We start from the raw sequence: 18,453 nt of genomic DNA on the forward strand, positions 1-18,453 counted from the left end.
CAGTGCAGTACCCGAGTCAAAGATTCCCCATTTAGTCTATTTCTTTTTATTTGAGAAGGTTAAAATTCTATGAGACCTAAGCTTATTTGTAATGCTTCGTCCACTTTTTCCATCATCTCGTCATCAAGATGGGTAATCTTATCGGTTAATCGTTGTTTGTCGATCGTTCGAATTTGTTCCAACAGAATTACAGAGTCTCTCTCAAATCCATATCGCTTCGCATCAATTTCAACATGTGTAGGCAGCTTTGCTTTCTGAATTTGTGCGGTAATTGCTGCAATAATGACTGTGGGACTAAAACGATTCCCGATGTCGTTCTGAATGACAAGGACCGGACGGACACCACCTTGTTCTGAGCCAACAACTGGGGAAAGGTCTGCAAAATAAACGTCTCCACGTTTAACAATCAAAGGATTATCCCCCGCTTACTAAACGTTCAACTGTGTGTTCTGCCTCATATTCTGCTTGAAAGCTTTCCGAAGCAATAGTTAAATTGATTTTCGCCATTTCCATGTAACCACGTCTCATGGATTCGCGAATTTGTCTCTTTTTCCGTTCGCGCAAATACATTTTTGTCGCCTGATAAATAAACTCACTTCTATTAACATTCTCTTGTTTCACATAACCATCTAATTCAGTTAAAAGATGTTGCGGTAACTTTACCAAGATTTCTGTTGTTGCGCTGGACTCAGACACAAACATACACCTCCACCATCACTACACACCATTTTTTGTACTGTACTCCCTTGTCCGTGAGGTTTCCAGTTTTGTCTCTAACTATTTAAAAATGAGAAAGTTGTATCATTTTATCTATACCATATTTTATAATACCATCAATCCATCTAGATGCAAAGGCTATTCATGAATTCTTCTGTATTATCGTCCAAAAAAAGATCCTTTTATGCATATATATCAGCAATATTTTATGAGCTCAGGAATTAATGTAGAATGCCGTTCTTCAAGCCAACCTGTTTTCCCGCTTTAACATATACTCTAGGCACTCGATTAGAAATCATGCAAGAAATTTCATAATTAATCGTTTCAAGCTTTTCTGCAATCTCATCGATGGATATCGTTTCTCCTCGATCCAACCCAATTAATGTAACAGTTGTTCCAACAGGAAACGCATTAGGAAGTTTTATCATACACTGATCCATGCATATTCTGCCCACTATCGGCACTCTCATACCATCAATTATCACTTCTTGTCCTTGCAATTTTCGTAACCAACCATCAGCATACCCAATCGGAAGAGTACCGATCCATTCTTCCTCTGTCGCTTCATAGGTTCCCCCGTAGCTAACCCGATCACCACGGTGAAGCTTTTTCACATGGACAAGCTTTGTTCGTAATGAAAAGGCTGGCTTAAGTGAAAAAGGAAGCTCATCCTTGATTACAGGTGAAGGCGACAAGCCGTACATCGCGATTCCAAAACGAATGCCATTAAAATAAGGTGCGATACTTCTTAGAGCTGCTGCACTATTGCTAACATGAATCATTCTCGGCTTTGTTTGAAAGACACCAAGTAACTCTTCAAAACGTTGCAATTGAATTTTGAAATAATGTAAGTCTAAACTATCAGCTGTCGCAAAATGGGTAAAAACCCCTTCCAATTGAATTCTGCTATCCTCCATAATAAGAGCCTCAATGTTCTGAAGCGTGGATTCTTCTCGGATACCAATTCGCCCCATTCCTGTATCCAGCTTGAGATGAAGGGTGATCGTGACGTTTTCGTCCAAACGTTCTTTTGCCTCTCGAACCCACTCCTCTTGAAAAACCGTCAACGTAATATTGTTTTTGCCAGCGATATTAATATATTCAGCCTTTGTTGCCCCTAATACTAAAATCGGAGCTTCAATCCCTTTTTTTCTTAATGCCAATGCTTCATCTAAAAAAGCAACCGCTAAATATGAAGCACCGCCTTCAATCGCTGCTTTTGCTACCTGCACATCTCCATGGCCATAGCCATTCGCTTTGACTACCGCCACTAAGTCAACTTCCTGCGGGAGTATAGATTTCATTCGCTTCACGTTTTCTTTTATACAATCTAAATCAACTTCAACCCATGTATCTCGAAAAAATTGATTCTGACTTTCCATCTGTTCCACTTCCTTCGATTCTCCGTACAAGCTATAAAACAAATTATCAAACTGGAAGGGAAGATTGTCAAATCAAAAAAGACTCTTCATCGAAGAAGAGCCTCTTTCAAGTTTCCTTTATTTCACCATGTCACCTTGAACTTCAACAGAGCGGGCAAGCATTAGCATTTCTTCCTCTGTTAAGTCTTTAGACGCAATCGTATAATCGACACCTTGGTAGGTCCATGATAATGAGTTTGAGGACATTGCTCCAATGGTGAAACCTAAATCGGTCGGTTCTCCACTCACGGTTGTCGCCGCCATTGTTGTAGGAACAACTGTTGCTTTTTCTTGAATGAGGGTAAAGGATTTTTCCCCATCATATGTTAGGATAACCCGTTTTCCGTTTTCTGTTTCCATTGGTTTTTCTTCAATAAGTTCTACATCTGGAAGTTCAGCTGTAGGATATTTCACCGTAAATTCTTGATCCCCAAGATCCGCCATTACTGGTACTTCTATTTGCGCCCCGGTCATATTCTTCGCCATATCAAAGTCCTTTTTCTCAAAGGTCGCATTAAAATCAGCGTCAGAGAATTCCACTGTGACAAGTGCTTTACGATCAGTATCCATCACTTTCACCGATACAGGAGTTAAATCCTTTTTATCTAGGGTAATTTCCTGAAGCGGAAGCATCTTATTGTTTTGGTAACGGGTTTTGGTTTCAAAGACATAATGCTCTTTTGTTGCAGTGAATTTTGCTTCCTTGTCCTCAATAATATCCTCAATTAGTGACTCATATAAATAGGCTTGGCTGCTATTTTCTGGCCAATCACTCTGGAAGCGGAAGCTCTTATTAAGTGCCGGTGTTAATACAAAGACGCCATCATCATTACGAAGAATCATTTGACTTTGATCCTTTTGAGCATTTTTTAAATCTACGCGATAGTAGGTAGGTTCCTTATGCCAAATTTCCACATCATAGCTTTGAGGCTCAGTCCCCATTTGCAAAGTCATTTTTGCCTTAACCTTGTACCCTTTTAATTGTTGAAGCTTGCCATTCAGATCCTTTACAACATCCTCCTGTGATTTCGTACCACAGGCAGATAATACTAGCATTGCCATCAGCCCAGCGAGAAGCAGTACAACCCATTTCTTCATCCTTTCAACCCCTTTGTCTCATTTAAGCGTAGTTAGCTTCAGTGTTTGGAGAGAAAAAGACAGGCATTTGACATGGTAATGTTCTCGCCTACTTGTCTCCCCTATCGCACTATGAATATATGAGACAACCTCCGGGAATATGACGAGCCTTATGCGATGGACATTATTTTTTTTCGATCACGACCTGAGCAACTGCATACTCTTCACTATGCGAAATAGACAAATGAACCCCTTCACTAACAGGTTTTTGAATGATTGGCTTGCCTTTTACATCGGTAGCCACTTCAATATCAAGAAAGGATAAATTTTCACCAATTCCTGAACCAACTGCTTTTGAAAAAGCTTCCTTCGCCGCAAACCTTCCTGCTAAAAATTCAATCTTGCGTTTTCCTTCGAGCATATCGTAGCGTTCTTTTTCCACCGATGTTAAGATACGCTCAGAAAACCGTGGCTGCCTTTCGATAATTTTCCCAATCCTCTTTAATTCCACAATATCGATCCCAATTCCCGTAATCATAAACATCTTCCTTCTCATTTTTCTATCTGGACAAACATAAAATGGTTGTGACTATGTAAATCTTTTTTTCAAAAAGGAGCATGCATCAAGCTCGATCTTGGATAATCGCTTATAATGGATGTACATCCTCAAATTTTTCCTAACTAAGGAGGTTTTACTTTGTTTGTTCGAACGGAAAGCTTTAAAGAGTTTCTCCGCTTCTATCCCGTCGTTTCTTTTATTATCTTTTTACACATCCTAATATTCGTGCTCGTTTCCATTCCTTCCATCTTTCCTTCTGCATGGATTTTTGAAAGCATGATGGGAGTGAATTTGTATATTGTTCAAGGAGAATATTGGCGTTTAGTCACTCCTATTTTTGTTCATAGCGGCATTACTCATATGTTATTTAACAGCTTTTCACTTGTTCTGTTCGGTCCTGGTTTAGAAAGAATTCTCGGAAAGTCTCGCTTCATCCTTCTTTATTTAGCGACAGGCGTATTAGCCAATGTGGCAACGCTCATCTTGAAGCCCCTTACTTACACACATGTTGGTTCAAGCGGTGCCATATTCGGGTTATTCGGTATTTATCTGGCCATCGTTTTCTTAAGAAAAGACATGATGTCTCGGGAAAATTCTCAGGTGATTTTGACGATTGCTGTAATTGGAGTCATTATGACCTTTCTTCAACCGAATATCAATATTACTGCCCATCTCTTCGGATTACTAACAGGCTTTATTTTAGGAGCCATTCAAATCGGAAGAATCAAAGCCTTGACGGAATCAATTCGAAATATCTCTTTTCGCCGTCCTAACTATTCATCAGGCAGGCCACAATTCAATTCGAAACACCTAATATGGCTTGCGATTGCTTTACTTGCGATTCTGGGGTTGTTAGGAAGATTTTAAGAAAAAAGCGCCTATTTTATTCGGCGCTTTTTTCATCCCGTGAATACCAATGATAAATCGATAATACATCTTCTTCCTCGAGATCAACTACCCTACCTCCAGCTCCAGCAAATCCAGACATGATTGTGGCATCAACGGAAGCCAAATCTGTCTTTTTCTGAAAAAAACTTTCCTTCATCGATAACGACTGAATTTTATTTTTCTGCATGAGGACGGTATTTTTCACGATCGTTCGAAAGGATAGCTTCAATTGGTTGCCTTCCTGCTTCCAACCAGCATCCCGGTAACATAAATAAGCCCATCCTGCAAAAATCGGGAATAGTAATAACGTCAAAAACCCCCATAATTGGAAGAAGAAAAGAAAAATAACGAGAATCGGAACGACAATAATGGTCCCTCTAAATAAATATCTTTTGAGCGCTCTTTTAGGAGCTGGCGTCATCTCATCCGTAAAGATATAACCCGGTATATTACTTTCAATGATGTCACGTATGCGGTTCTTTTTTATAAAAGGAAGAATGTTTGCTGAAGCTCCATCTTTATCTCCTACAGAACCTCCTGCACTCTCTATAAACACACTGGCATAGCCTAATGGCTGCCTAATCAAGTTTTCACTAATTCGAATGCCTTGGATGCGTTTAAGCGGGATCGTCAATTGTCTTTTCTCTAACAGTCCCCTTGTCACAATTAAATCATCATCCACTTTTTTTAACGTAAAATTCCCATATTTCAATAACATCCCCAATACCGCAACAAGCCAAGCAAGAACGAAACCGATAAAAACAAGAATACTTACCAAAACAACTCCATTTGAAATGATTTCTTCTATCTCATGGAAAACCGTTTCATAGGGAATCAGCTCTTCAAACTGAACAACAAATGCAAAAACTGCTGAAATAACTACTCCTACCCCACCTGATGTTGAAGCTAGCAAAAGCAATTCCTTCATACTGATTTTATAAATGATTTCTTCTTTTTGCTCCGGTAGTTCTTCAGTTTCCAAGTTGCGCCCACTTGCTCGATTTTTTTGGAGAATATCTTGAATCTGACCTGCCGCTTCTTTTGTGATCGCTGTTAATACTGCTTCAGCCTCAAGTCCACTTGAACCTGCTGTTTCCACCTTTACTTTTACAAGGCCAAAGGGACGATGGATAATCCCTTCTGATAAATCTAAGCTTTGAATCCGTTCAAAAGGAATGTATCGTTTATTCCGCACGAATAGTCCATGTTCTATTCGGAGTTCACCCTCTTCGATTCTATATGTATAACGAAACCAACTGATGATTCCGGAAACAATGATTAGTAGAACAACAGCTCCTCCAATCAGAAATGGGATCATTTCAAAACTTAACCCCTTGCTACCAAATACAACAAAAAGCAGGAAAGGGATAATTAATTCTTTAAGAATTTTAAGGATATTTAAAATGGCCGCAATCGGATGAAGTCGTTTTGGTTCAGACATCCTCATCAGCCACCCTTGCAAGTCTAGAAATGAACACTCTTAATTCCTCAGCCTCTTCTAATTCTAAGGCAGGGATTTCATGAGTGGTTGCAGCTGTCGATATATTCACCGTCGCTAACTTATACTTTCTTAAAATTGGACCCTGCTGCGTATCGACGTGCTGAACACGAATCATCGGCACCAATGTTCTGCGAACGATAATAATCCCCTGCTGGAGTTCAATCTCCTGTTCTCTTACTTCATATCGCCAACGCTTCCATCTTAAAGTCGGAAACATAAAGATGATTAAATAGGAAAAAATTAGAAATATAAATACTGCGATAGCAATGATCCACTTCGGCCAATCGAAACTAATCGTTAAACCTGTAATTCCTCCACATAGCAATAACATAAAGAAACTGTAGATAGCTCCTGTTATTCGCCATACAGGTAATGCACGCTCTGAAATTCTTTTTTGCGGTTGTAATAGCATTAAGCGCTCCTCCTAAAAACAAAAATACAATAAGTCCATTTTCACCATGTTGCGTTCGTAGCAACCTTCTATTTTACGAAAACTTTTGGAGATTAGTTTCAAATTCTATCTCAATTTCTAAAATTATCAGCTGATTTTATTAATTCACACCAAAATCATAGAATTTAGGCTCTATCGTGCAGAAATTTTGAATGTATAACAAAGCTGTTTCTAAATATATCGGTCTAAATTTTGATATATCGGTCTTTATCGAAATATATCGGTCTAAATTTTGATATATCGGTCTTTATCGAAATATATCGGTCTAAAAAACAATATATCGGTCAAACCGAGTACTTTATCGGTCTTACTCCATTTTAACAGATTCAACAAGCATATAAGAAAAAGAGCACATCACTGTGCTCTCCCCTTCTTACTTATAGCTATTTGATCTTGATTTATTATTATTGTTGCTTTGACGTCTTCCGCCTTGACCCTGACCTTGGCCTTGTCTTGGCTTGTAAGATCCTCTCTTACGGTCGCGAGAATCAAACTTACCACCGCCACGTCTATCACTACCACCAGAACGCTTCTCTCTCTTATTCGGAAGCGGCTTTTCTTCTGTAAGTTTAACAGGAGTTGTATCTGGCTCTTTTGTTAGCATCTTTAACACTGCTGCCACAACGGTTGTTGCATCCTGCTGTTCTAATAATTCCTCAGCAGCTTGCTTGTAAAATTGAAGATTATTGGCATCGATGGATTGAAGGATTTTCTCCAATACAGCTTTTTGCTGTCCTTCTAAAGCCTCATCTAATGTTGGTGGTTTCATCTTATCCATTTTTCTCTTCGTTGTTCTTTCCACAACGCCCAAGTAAGATTTTTCACGAGGCGTGATGAACGTCATCGCTACCCCTTCCTTACCTGCACGGCCAGTACGGCCAATACGGTGAACATAACTTTCAGGATCTTGTGGAATATCAAAGTTATATACATGTGTTACGCCAGAAATATCCAAGCCACGTGCTGCCACATCGGTAGCGACTAACACATCAATGGAACCTTCCTTAAACTTGCGAAGAACGGATAAACGTTTTGCTTGGCTTAAGTCACCATGAATTCCTTCAGCCATATATCCACGAAGGTTTAAAGCTTCTGATAATTCATCAACCCTTCTCTTCGTACGACCAAAGACAATTGCTAACTCTGGTGTTTGAATATCAAGAAGTCTTGTAAGGATGTCAAATTTACTCTTTTCTTGAACTTCGATATAATACTGCTCAATTAATGGAACCGTCATTTCTTTCGTTTTAACACGTACGATTTGCGGGTCCTTCATGAACTTTTCAGCCATTCTTTGAATTGGAGCTGGCATTGTTGCTGAGAACAACAATGTTTGACGCTCTTCAGGAGTTTTTGAAAGAATCGCTTCAATATCTTCAATGAAGCCCATATTTAACATTTCATCCGCTTCGTCAAGAACAACAGTATGAATGTTTTCTAAACGAATTGTTTTACGATTAATATGGTCTAAAATACGTCCTGGAGTTCCGACAATAATTTGTGGATGATTCTTTAACGCTCTGATTTGGCGATTAATATCTTGACCACCATAGATAGCAAGAACTCTCGCTCTTTTTCCGTATCCAATCTTATAGAGCTCTTCTGATACCTGAACAGCTAATTCACGAGTCGGAGCAATAACAATTCCTTGAATTACATTCGATTCTGTATCAATTTTATCAATCAAAGGAATACCAAATGCAGCTGTTTTCCCTGTACCTGTCTGTGCCTGCCCGATTAAATCCTTATTTTCTAAGCTCAATGGAATCGTTTCTGTCTGAACTGGAGTTGCCTCCTCAAATCCCATTCTCTTTAATGATTTCATCGTTGCCGAGCTAATACCTAAATCTTCAAACTTCGTCAATGTTTTTCATTCTCCTTCTTCTTTAGAAAACTGCGTAGCGCCTTCAAACTATTCTAACATCCTTCACGATAATTAGAAAAAATCAATCAGTCATCCAACTAACCGAGAGAAGTAGGGAATTTGCGATGGGATGGCATGCTTCCCCCGAGAAGAGAATCTACATAATAATCCGCATGTAGACTTTCCAATGTCTCTCTTAAATATTTTATCGAGATTCCAACCTGTTATCTAAATTCATTTAGAAACCAAAGTGGAGCTAACAGTTTTCTTATATTGTAATTTTTATTTCTGAATCCTTTTCTTCATACATGTGAGGGAAAAACAAACATTTATGCAACAGTTTTTCCATCTGCTTATACTACGAAAGGGACTCTTTAAAAATAACATCCCGTTCTTATCTTTCACCAATCGAAAAAATCTTATTTCAAGAATCTCTATAATCGCAAGACTAGAAATAATATCCCTCTTTTGCCATTGGGTTTATTCAAACAAACCTGCTCTAAAGTGAAAAAAAGACATTCTCCAGTTGGAGTATGTCCGAAATGAAATTCTCGTTGACACTTTGAATTAAGTTTATCACTTTAAAGAGTTGAATGCAATGCAAGGGAGCGATAGTACACGAATATTTTTAATTCGAGAGGTTAGTATCCCTCTAAAAAATCAACAATTTCACAGAAAAGCTTATCTCTTTCGTTGCAGTGACAAATAAGATGCTTCGATTCCTTAAGGAAAATCAACTTCTTTTCTGGAGCAGCAATGTTTTCGTATAAGTATTGCGCACTCCTTGGCGGAACAACACCATCACTTTCCCCTTGTGCGATTAAAGTTGGAATTGTCACTCGATTGATCAATGGTTTAATGCTTGCTACAAGCTTCCTAAATTGAAGTGTGGCTGCGATCGGTGTTTCCTTTACCTTTCGCGTATAGCGAATGAACAGCTCATTCTCTTTTAAGCGCCCTTTTAAAGTATCTTTAAACATATCAGCTACGTCCACCATTAATTGCTTCGGATTCACATAATATGCCGCTGCACTGAGGAGGATTAATTTATCGATTGGATAGTGAACCGCTAAATAGCTTGCGATTAACCCCCCCATCGAGAAACCAATCACATATACCGTATCACACGTTGTTAAAAGGTTTTTTAACTCCTGCTCTGCATGCTCAATCCATTGATTATAGCTTATCCCCTTGAGTGTTAGATGCTCACCATGTCCCGGAAGAGTGGGAACCACAATATTCCAATCCGTATGTTTCTTAAAATGATGAACAAGAGGTTCTACCTCGGTAGGATTACCTGTGAATCCATGTATACATAAGCAGCCAATCAAGTCAAACACCACCTCATTCTTAAAGTGTCGCTCAAAATGGGGATCTACCTATATTTTACACCTTATTCAAGGATTGATACTAGTGATACACTTTTCCAATACTTTTTCTGTTAACAAGGTGAAATTCAGCTTTGAAATTTATCCGTCAAATCTGTATTCAGATAGCTTAATTGCTCTGCCATTTCCGCAATTTGATAGGAGGCTCCTGCTATTTCATCAAATGTCTTTTTAAACTCACGAATGAACCTACTGAAATGATGAATCCGTCCATCATTTGTTTTGACATTATCCACCGATTCTTCAAGCAATTGAATAATACTCCGATTCATCTCTCGAAAAAGGCTCGCTTCCTCTGCAATTTGTGAAAAACTGTATTCAAACTTATCAATCGTCTCCTGAACCGCACCAATTTGACCCTGGATATGATCCAGCGCTTGCTCCGTTTGGCTCGCTAGCTTTCTTACCTCTTGGGCCACAATAGAGAAGCCCTTCCCATGCTCGCCAGCTCTTGCCGCTTCAATTCCTGCATTCAAAGACAAGATATTCGTTTGATTCGATATCCCCCGAATCGTTTTCACAATCTGGCCAATGTTTTTTTGACTAACACTCATTTCCTCTGTGAGTGCTTTCGTTCTCTCAATTAGATCTACTACCTTGTCGACCTTCGTTAATGCTTCAGACACATTCTCTTTTCCTCGGTCAACGGTTGCTATCATCACCTTTGACGATGCTGTTATACTCTCGATTTCCGATAGCATTTCCTTGACCAATTCTTCTTTGTCAGATATGGAGGATGTCGTTTCCTCCGCACTAGCTGCCAATGTTGTCGATGATTCATTTAAGCGACTTTGAAGTGCTTTAATTTCATTTAGTTTCATCATCGAGGATGTGTAGGACTCAATATACGTTTGAATCCCTATTTGCATATCAAAAGAGCAAAGCCTTTGGAAAGATAAATAATACTTCATTACCTCTTCCCAAGTCTTTAACTCTTTAGTCAATATTTGAAGCATTTCATTTTGAATCAGTGTGTACGCACCAATATACCATTCTGGAAAAAGGCCAATTCGGTTATGAACTTGACCTATAATTTTGCGGCGGCGAATATATTCTTCTCCGATTTCTCCAGAAACCATATCTAGTAGATATTGTGTTAATGTTTTCTTCAATTTTTCGATGGTTGAATATTTATTTATTATTCCCATTAAATTCGGCATGTCCTGAAGCTTGCCATAAAACGCGTCAACGATTGCCGGAGCATGTTTCTCAAGAATTGGTTTTAGGTAAACTAAGTTTTTCACATCTATTTCCGATAGCCCAACAAATTGTATTTGACTCCCCACACTCTGGCTCTTATGCAAATGAAACGGTTTTGAAAAATGACTGGATTGATCTTCTTTTCCCTCCAAATGACTATCCAACTTTTCCTTTCCAAATAAACGAATTGCTCCAACCTGACTACCTAATAACCCTTTGAATGGGCATCCACTCATATTCGTCCTCCTTACCTTATCGCACAACTAAAGTCCTATATTAAGTCAGTATATATGAACCCATCCATCGATATTGCAAGACATATTACAATATTATGAATATTATTTAGAGGAACGAAAAAAAGAAACCCAACATAGTCAGGTTTCTTTCATCAGCCACTTATTTTTGAAGCTTTTGTACAATTTCCTCTAGCTTCATGCCACGGGATCCTTTTACTAAAATTAACGTTTGAGCATTTGTTACTTTTTTCAACTCTTGCAACAATAAATCTTTGTCTAAAAAGGCGTGGACACGATCTTCAGGAAAGTTTTCCTTTGCCCCATTGGCAATATACGCACCTAGTTTGCCATAGGTAAAAACATGATCAACCTGACTTGGGTCAATCTCTTGTCCAACGCTATAGTGAAAGGATGTCTCCTCCTGTCCTAATTCCAACATATCACCAAGAACAAGGATTTTCTGATCATACCCTGATAAACTTGTGACCAATTCGATCGCTGCTTTCATTGAAGTCGGGCTAGCATTGTAAGCATCGTTAATAACCTTTTCCCCGTTACTTCCCTCAACAAGCTCCATCCGCATATTCGTCACCTTTAATGTCGAGAAGGCTTCATTCATTCCTTCGTAAGGAATGTCAAAATAATGAGCCACGAGCATACCAGCTAACGCATTGAGAATATTGTGGGTACCTAATACCGGGAGTTCGAACTCATATGGCAAACCATTAACTTTAAAATGGCTACCGATATCTGTTTGTGTGATCTTCATCGGGTACAACGTATTATAATCGAAGCGTCCAAATGTACTTTGTTGTGCCTTCCCATCAAAGCTCTTCAATCTTTCAAATAAAAGTGGTTCATCCCCATGATAGACAATCAGTCCACCATCCATTAACCCTTTAACGATCTCTAGCTTGGCATCAGCAATTCTTTCCCGCGAACCTAAATCTTGAAGATGTGCTTCCCCAATATTCGTAATGATCACAGCAATCGGTCGAGCAAGTTTCGTTAAAAACTCAATTTCGCCAATGCTACTCATACCCATTTCAAGAACTGCAATTTCCGTATCTCCTTCTAGTCCAAGTATCGTTAATGGTAAACCGATATGGTTGTTGAAATTCCCCTCGGTTTTTTGCACTTTGTAATTGAGTCCTAGAAGAGACGCCGTAATATCTTTTGTCGTTGTTTTTCCATTACTACCTGTAATGCCCACCACTTTAACATCAAGCTCTGAACGATAGCTGCGCGCAAGCTCCTGTAGTGCTATAAGGGTATCTTCAACAACAATAATAGGTAAACCAGCAGGAGGGTTTGGCACATCCTTTTGCCACAACGCCGCTGCCGCTCCCTTGTTCAAAGCTTCTTCTACAAAACGGTGACCATCAACCTGTTCCCCTTTAAATGGGACGAACAAGTTTCCCTTTTCTATTTTTCTTGTGTCAATCGTAATCCCGTTGATTTCAACATGGGCAAATTGTTCAGGATAATGGTCAACCTTTATCATTTTATCTATCTCTTTAATCGTTTTCCTGATCACCTAAGCAACCTCCAAATATCTTCACTTAGAAGGAATATTTAATTTTTTGCTTTTCCTCGTATCTTTCTAATCCAAGCTCAACGAGACGTTCAATTAGCTGTGGATAGTCTACACCTGTATGCTTCCATAGGAGCGGGAACATGCTAAATGGTGTAAATCCAGGCATCGTATTGACTTCGTTAATATACGCCTTGCCGTCTTTTGTAAGGAAGAAATCTGCCCGTACTAATCCAGAACAGTCAAGAGCTTTGAAAGCACGAATCGCTAGTTCTTGAAGCATGGCATATTCACTTTCTGTTATTTCAGCAGGAATGACTAGTGCTGTATTGCCATCTTCATACTTCGCCTTATAATCATAGAATTCAACCTTTGGAATAATTTCACCAGCTACTGAACATTCCGGCTTATCATTTCCTAATACTCCGAGTTCTACTTCTCTCGCTATAACGCCTTGCTCAATAATAATTTTTCGGTCAAATTGAAAAGCTTCTTCGAATGCTGCTGCCAATTGCTCACGATTAGAACATTTGCTAATACCCACACTTGAACCAAGATTAGCTGGCTTTACGAAACAAGGATAACCAATCTCTTCTTCAACAAGTATATAGGCTTTTTCTTGGTTACTTTCCCATTCGCTCCGGATAAACCACACATAATTTACCTGTGGAAGCCCCGCCTGCGCAAAAATGTTTTTCATAATGACTTTATCCATTCCCGCTGAAGAAGCCAGAACTCCATTTCCAACGTAAGGAAGATTTAATAATTCTAACAACCCTTGGACAGTGCCATCTTCCCCATTTGGTCCGTGAAGGAGTGGAAAAATAACATCATAAGAACCTTCATTTTGCTCTGCTTGAAAAAGAGTTGGTGCTAATGCGGTCGGTGGCAATGCTTCTCCTTGAGTAAATTGAAGAGAAACTACATTTTCGACCTTCCCATTTAACAATGGTCCCTTAATCCATTCCCCATTTTCAGCAATATAGATAGGATGAATATCAAATTTATCATGATCTAACGCATTTATAACGGCAAGTGCTGTTTGTAAGGAAACCTTATGCTCTGCTGATTTCCCGCCATACAATAACCCTAATTTTGTCTTCATCGGACGTTCCTCCATTTTTGAGCTTAAACTTTAGCCCTTCTTTACTTATATCTTCTACAAACCCTTCTCTATTTTATCACTTAATCGAAAAAGGACGAGGGTAAGAAGAAATATTTTTGAGCGTTTTTATCTTCATTTTTATATGTATGAAAACAACTGCTTGCTTTAAACCAATTATACGATCTTCTAGCGCACGGAATCGAATGATATCGATCCCTACTACGCCTTAAAATAATTTGAATAAATTGAATAATTTAATTTTACTGAAATAATTTTTTCCTCTTAACATAAATTGAAAAAGCATGTATAATCAATCCATCTTATAAAAACATTTGTATTTCTAAGGAGGACATAATGAAAAAGTTCGGACTTTTACCCCGTATTATTCTCGCCATTGGACTTGGAATAGTAATTGGCTTCATCTCACCTGAATGGCTTATTAAAGCTTTCGCTACCTTTAATGGTTTATTTGGGAACTTTCTCGGATTTGCTATTCCCTTAATAATAATTGGTTTCATCGCTCCTGGTATCGGTACGATGGGTCGGGGAGCTGGGAAACTTCTCGGCATGACTGCTGGATTGGCATATGGTTCTACTATTATAGCTGGTCTCTTAGCCTTTTTAGCGGCTACAAATCTTTATCCGAGCCTTTTAAAGAACCAGTCCTTAAAAGCGTTTGAAAATCCTGAAGAAGCTTTATTGTCAGGCTATTTCCATGTTGAAATGCCACCAATTATGGGCGTTATGACCGCATTGCTACTCGCCTTCGTCCTAGGACTCGGAATGGCTGCAATCAAAAATAATGCATTGCTACAGGTCATGAATGACTTCCGCTCGATTGTTGAAAAGCTAATTGAGAAAATCATTATTCCATTGCTACCGTTTCACATTTTCGGAATATTCGCCAATATGACTTATGGGGGTCAGGTTGGAGCGATTATGAGTGTGTTTGCGAAAGTGTTTGTGATGATCATTGCCCTTCACGTCATTTATTTATTGGTGCAATATTCAGTAGCAGGTACGGTCTCTAAACAGAATCCTCTTAGACTATTAAAAGAAATGACACCTGCCTACTTTACAGCACTTGGAACACAATCTTCCGCCTCAACGATTCCAGTCACCTTAATGCATGCCAAAAAAATAGGTGCACGTTCAAGAATTGCTGATTTTTCCGTACCGTTACTGGCAACGATTCATCTATCTGGTAGCACAATCACCCTTGTCAGCTGTGCAATTGCCGTCATGATGCTTCAAGGACAAGTGATTACTTTCGCTGCAATCCTCCCGTTTATTTTAATGCTTGGGGTAACGATGATCGCTGCTCCAGGTGTTCCAGGTGGAGCCGTTATGGCGGCGCTTGGCTTATTAGAAACAATGCTAGGCTTCGATTCCATGATGCTATCTCTCATGATCGCTCTATATTTAGCCCAAGACAGTTTTGGTACAGCTTGTAATGTCACCGGGGACGGAGCTTTAACTGTCATTGCTGATAAAATGTCTGGTAAACACGACTCGCTTGAACATACTATAGAAAAAGCTAGCTAATAAAAACGCAGGCGATAAACGATAACGATTGGTTCAAATGTTATCGTTTATCATAGCTGTGTTTTTTTCACGTATAAAAAAGGCAATATTCTTGAGATTTATGTTACATAATTATATAATTGTACTAGATTGTGTAACATTAGAGAAAGGACGAAGCGATGAATACCGTTGATGCAATTAAAGATCTTTCTCAAATTAACAAGATGAAAGAATATTTGAAAACTCGCTCCTCACGCGATTACTGTCTATTCCTACTAGGAATAAATACAGGAATTCGAATTAATGAGTTGATACATCTTCGTGTCAGTGATGTCATGACCACAGACGAAACGGTACGTGATTTCCTCGATTCCACTGCTTATGCAAATCCTCCTGTCTATTTTAATGGAACAGTCCGTGAAGCCATTCAAGATTGCATTCACTCAGAAGGACTCGAACATGATGATTATCTCTTTAAATCAAAAAAAACAACTAGTCCCATTTCTCGACAACAAGCCTATCGAATTATTAGTGAGGCGGCGAGATATTCTGGAATAGAGGGCTCTATTGGCACCACCACTTTAAGAAAAACGTTCGGATATCACGCTTATCAAAAAGGGATTGCAATTTCATTAATTCAAAAAAGACTACAACAATCTACCCCCTCTGAGACGATTCAATTTATCGGATTGGTGAATGAAAGACATTCCCTTCCCATTATTCTCGATGTAAATCTTTAAAGTAACTTTAATATAATTTAAATTCGCCTAGAAAGAGAGCTGATATTATGACAATAACGGATTCATTTATACTACTTGCAGCTACCTTTTTGATTGTCGGTGTGTTAACGACGAAGTTCTCCTCCCGTCTTGGTGTCCCTTCCCTCGTGCTCTTTATTATGGTTGGGATTATTATGGGCAGTGATGTATTAGGAATTATTTATTTTGATAATGCTCAAATTGCCCAAATGATCGGGATTTTAGCTCTTATTATTATCTTATTTGAGGGCGGAATTCAAACCAGCTGGAAATCTGTAAAAAGCGTTATGGTCCCGTCCCTTTCCCTAGCAACTTTAGGAGTCTTGCTCACATCGGGAATTGTTGCCGTTGCGGCAAAGTTCATTCTAGACATTGGATGGCTACAATCCATTCTCTTTGGTGCTATCGTCGGTTCAACCGATGCTGCTGCTGTATTTGCTGTCTTAAAAGGGCAAAATATTAAACCGAAAATCTCTGCTACATTAGAAGCAGAGTCTGGTTCCAACGATCCAATGGCCGTACTATTAACAATCTCTGCGATCGAGCTAATTATGAACCCAAATGCGAATATTTTTGGCATGATCGGTCTCTTTGTAGTACAGATTGTCGTTGGTCTTCTCCTTGGATTGCTCTTTGGAAAATTAGCTGTTTTTGCCCTAAATCGTATTAACCTCGATTCCAGTGGTCTGTATCCGGTGTTTGCCATCGCCTTCGCCTTACTAACATACGGATTTACCGCCTTTTTAAATGGAAGTGGCTTACTTGCCGTTTATATCGCAGCCATTATAATTGGTAATGCAGAAGCAATCGCTTATAAGCATTCGATTTTTCGGTTTTCAGAAGGGTTTGCTTGGATGATGCAAATCTTAATGTTTGTCATCTTAGGATTACTCGTATTCCCTTCCCATCTGTTCACATGGGATATCCTTTTTAAAGGATTGATTATGTCACTTATTCTCATGTTGATCGCAAGACCTATCGCCGTGTATCTCTCAACATTAAAAATGGGATACACTAGAAATGAAGTGATTTTCCTGTCTTGGGCGGGACTAAAAGGTGCCGTACCAATTGTGTTAGCAACGTATCCACTTTTAGCAGAAGTAGAAGGAAGCAGTCTTATCTTTAATGTTGTATTCTTCGTTGTGTTAACGAGCTGCCTCATTCATGGCTCAACCATTACGGTGCTTGCGAAAAAACTCGGATTAACAGGTCCGAAAAAGACAACTCCAACTCATACGTTAGAACTGGTATCACTTGGAAAAGCTGATGCAGAAATGCTGGAGTACGAAATTGAAGATGATGCATACGTTATCGGCAGAAACTTAAATGACATTCCTTTCCCAGAAGGCGCACTCGTCAATGCCATTATACGTAATGATAAGCTTGTTACGCCTACTGGAAATACCGTTATTGAAGCAGGAGATTTCTTATATGTGTTAACCTCAAGGAAAAACACAAATAAAATTAAGAAGCTATTAGAAAAGAAGAAGATACAAGAAGAAGTGATCGAAGTCGAAACGGTTTAACAAGCAAAAAATCCCCGATGAAAAATGTTAGATTGAATAACATTTTTCATGGGGGATTTTCCTATTATATTTTATCAACACGAATAGCTTCTTTATGACTGATATCTCCTTCAAGTAGCAACGATCTTTTACCGTCCTCTATTTGAACAATTGATAAGCTTGTTCCGTCAATATAAGGCGGTTCCCAAACAAGATCTAATGAACGTTCCTTCAAGATGGACTGTAGCACTTTAATCACAACTCCATGTGTGACAATGAGTAAATTACCAGTTGGATGCTTTCTCTCCAGATCCACTAATACAGACTCTAGCCTCTTTTTAACATCCTCAAAAGTTTCACCCGTCCCTTTAAAAAGAGTTGGCTTCTCTTGATAAAAATGAAAGAGCTCGGGCTCAGACTGTTGAATCTCGAGAGTCGTACGACCTTCCCATGATCCTAGATGAATTTCCATTAGCCTTTCATCCGTCTTAAAAGGCATCGTCCTATCTGCCATAATCAGTTTTGCTGTTTCAACAGTGCGCTTACTTGGACTCGCGTAAACCGCATCAAAACCTATACTAGTAAGCCTTTTTCCTAACAATTTCGCATCGCGAATCCCATTTTCCGTTAAATCTGAGTTCATTCTCCCCTGTAAGCGATTTTCCACATTCCAATTCGTTTCTCCATGTCTTGTAAAAAATAATTGTAGCAATCTTTCTCCCCCT

The 18,453-nt window shown here is 39.0% G+C and carries 17 protein-coding genes; 4 read left to right on the forward strand and 13 right to left on the reverse strand.

What is annotated here, in order from left to right:
- Positions 1-59: 59 nt before the first annotated feature.
- From ndoA to acpS, 5 genes are all read right to left on the reverse strand, one after another.
- Complete coding sequence (gene ndoA / locus AA0X71_RS22755) at positions 60-410, reverse strand: type II toxin-antitoxin system endoribonuclease NdoA (protein ID WP_019156408.1); 351 nt, start codon at positions 408-410, stop codon at positions 60-62.
- A gap of 4 nt (positions 411-414) precedes the next feature.
- Positions 415-696 (reverse strand): CopG family ribbon-helix-helix protein, encoded by a 282-nt coding sequence (locus AA0X71_RS22760; protein ID WP_026073565.1) that lies wholly within the window; start codon positions 694-696, stop codon positions 415-417.
- Between the two features lie 242 nt (positions 697-938).
- The gene (alr, locus tag AA0X71_RS22765) at positions 939-2,099 is read right to left on the reverse strand and encodes an alanine racemase (protein ID WP_413357534.1); all 1,161 of its coding nucleotides are present in this window, start codon (positions 2,097-2,099) and stop codon (positions 939-941) included.
- Positions 2,100-2,216: 117 nt separating this feature from the next.
- Positions 2,217-3,236, reverse strand: coding sequence for a LolA family protein (locus AA0X71_RS22770; RefSeq protein WP_413357535.1), 1,020 nt, complete (start codon positions 3,234-3,236; stop codon positions 2,217-2,219).
- A 163-nt stretch (positions 3,237-3,399) separates the two neighbouring features.
- Positions 3,400-3,753: a holo-ACP synthase gene (gene acpS, locus AA0X71_RS22775; RefSeq protein WP_413362728.1), complete on the reverse strand. Its 354-nt coding sequence runs from the start codon at positions 3,751-3,753 to the stop codon at positions 3,400-3,402.
- A gap of 159 nt (positions 3,754-3,912) precedes the next feature.
- On the opposite strand from acpS, the gene AA0X71_RS22780 reads away from it, so the two are divergent.
- Positions 3,913-4,641, forward strand: coding sequence for a rhomboid family intramembrane serine protease (locus tag AA0X71_RS22780; protein ID WP_413357536.1), 729 nt, complete (start codon positions 3,913-3,915; stop codon positions 4,639-4,641).
- A 16-nt stretch (positions 4,642-4,657) separates the two neighbouring features.
- On the opposite strand, the gene AA0X71_RS22785 is transcribed toward AA0X71_RS22780, so the two are convergent.
- The 7 genes from AA0X71_RS22785 to AA0X71_RS22815 all read right to left on the reverse strand — a co-directional run bounded on the left by AA0X71_RS22785 (position 4,658) and on the right by AA0X71_RS22815 (position 13,941).
- The gene (locus AA0X71_RS22785; protein WP_413357537.1) at positions 4,658-6,103 is read right to left on the reverse strand and encodes a PH domain-containing protein; all 1,446 of its coding nucleotides are present in this window, start codon (positions 6,101-6,103) and stop codon (positions 4,658-4,660) included.
- Entirely contained in the window at positions 6,096-6,575 is a 480-nt protein-coding gene (locus AA0X71_RS22790; protein WP_413357538.1) for a PH domain-containing protein, read from the reverse strand. The genes AA0X71_RS22785 and AA0X71_RS22790 overlap by 8 nt, the downstream gene beginning before the upstream one ends.
- A gap of 412 nt (positions 6,576-6,987) precedes the next feature.
- Complete coding sequence (locus tag AA0X71_RS22795; RefSeq protein WP_413357539.1) at positions 6,988-8,478, reverse strand: DEAD/DEAH box helicase; 1,491 nt, start codon at positions 8,476-8,478, stop codon at positions 6,988-6,990.
- A 641-nt stretch (positions 8,479-9,119) separates the two neighbouring features.
- Positions 9,120-9,809 (reverse strand): alpha/beta hydrolase, encoded by a 690-nt coding sequence (locus tag AA0X71_RS22800; protein WP_413357540.1) that lies wholly within the window; start codon positions 9,807-9,809, stop codon positions 9,120-9,122.
- A gap of 125 nt (positions 9,810-9,934) precedes the next feature.
- Positions 9,935-11,302 (reverse strand): protoglobin domain-containing protein, encoded by a 1,368-nt coding sequence (locus AA0X71_RS22805; RefSeq protein WP_413357541.1) that lies wholly within the window; start codon positions 11,300-11,302, stop codon positions 9,935-9,937.
- A gap of 160 nt (positions 11,303-11,462) precedes the next feature.
- Entirely contained in the window at positions 11,463-12,839 is a 1,377-nt protein-coding gene (locus tag AA0X71_RS22810; protein WP_413357542.1) for a UDP-N-acetylmuramoyl-tripeptide--D-alanyl-D-alanine ligase, read from the reverse strand.
- Positions 12,840-12,864: 25 nt separating this feature from the next.
- The gene (locus tag AA0X71_RS22815) at positions 12,865-13,941 is read right to left on the reverse strand and encodes a D-alanine--D-alanine ligase (protein ID WP_413357543.1); all 1,077 of its coding nucleotides are present in this window, start codon (positions 13,939-13,941) and stop codon (positions 12,865-12,867) included.
- A 354-nt stretch (positions 13,942-14,295) separates the two neighbouring features.
- Here AA0X71_RS22815 and AA0X71_RS22820 point away from each other — a divergent pair, with 354 nt between their 5' ends.
- From AA0X71_RS22820 to AA0X71_RS22830, 3 genes are all read left to right on the forward strand, one after another.
- A complete protein-coding gene (locus AA0X71_RS22820) occupies positions 14,296-15,486 on the forward strand; it encodes a dicarboxylate/amino acid:cation symporter (protein ID WP_413357544.1) in 1,191 nt (396 codons plus the stop codon).
- A 158-nt stretch (positions 15,487-15,644) separates the two neighbouring features.
- A complete protein-coding gene (locus AA0X71_RS22825; protein ID WP_413357545.1) occupies positions 15,645-16,205 on the forward strand; it encodes a tyrosine-type recombinase/integrase in 561 nt (186 codons plus the stop codon).
- Positions 16,206-16,252: 47 nt separating this feature from the next.
- Positions 16,253-17,749, forward strand: coding sequence for a potassium/proton antiporter (locus AA0X71_RS22830; RefSeq protein ID WP_413357546.1), 1,497 nt, complete (start codon positions 16,253-16,255; stop codon positions 17,747-17,749).
- Positions 17,750-17,813: 64 nt separating this feature from the next.
- Here AA0X71_RS22830 and AA0X71_RS22835 read toward each other — a convergent pair whose 3' ends face one another.
- Positions 17,814-18,440: a histidine phosphatase family protein gene (locus AA0X71_RS22835; RefSeq protein WP_413357547.1), complete on the reverse strand. Its 627-nt coding sequence runs from the start codon at positions 18,438-18,440 to the stop codon at positions 17,814-17,816.
- Positions 18,441-18,453: the final 13 nt, after the last annotated feature.

The sequence above is a fragment of the Robertmurraya phoenicis genome, assembly GCF_047302285.1.
GTDB lineage: Bacteria > Bacillota > Bacilli > Bacillales > Cytobacillaceae > Robertmurraya.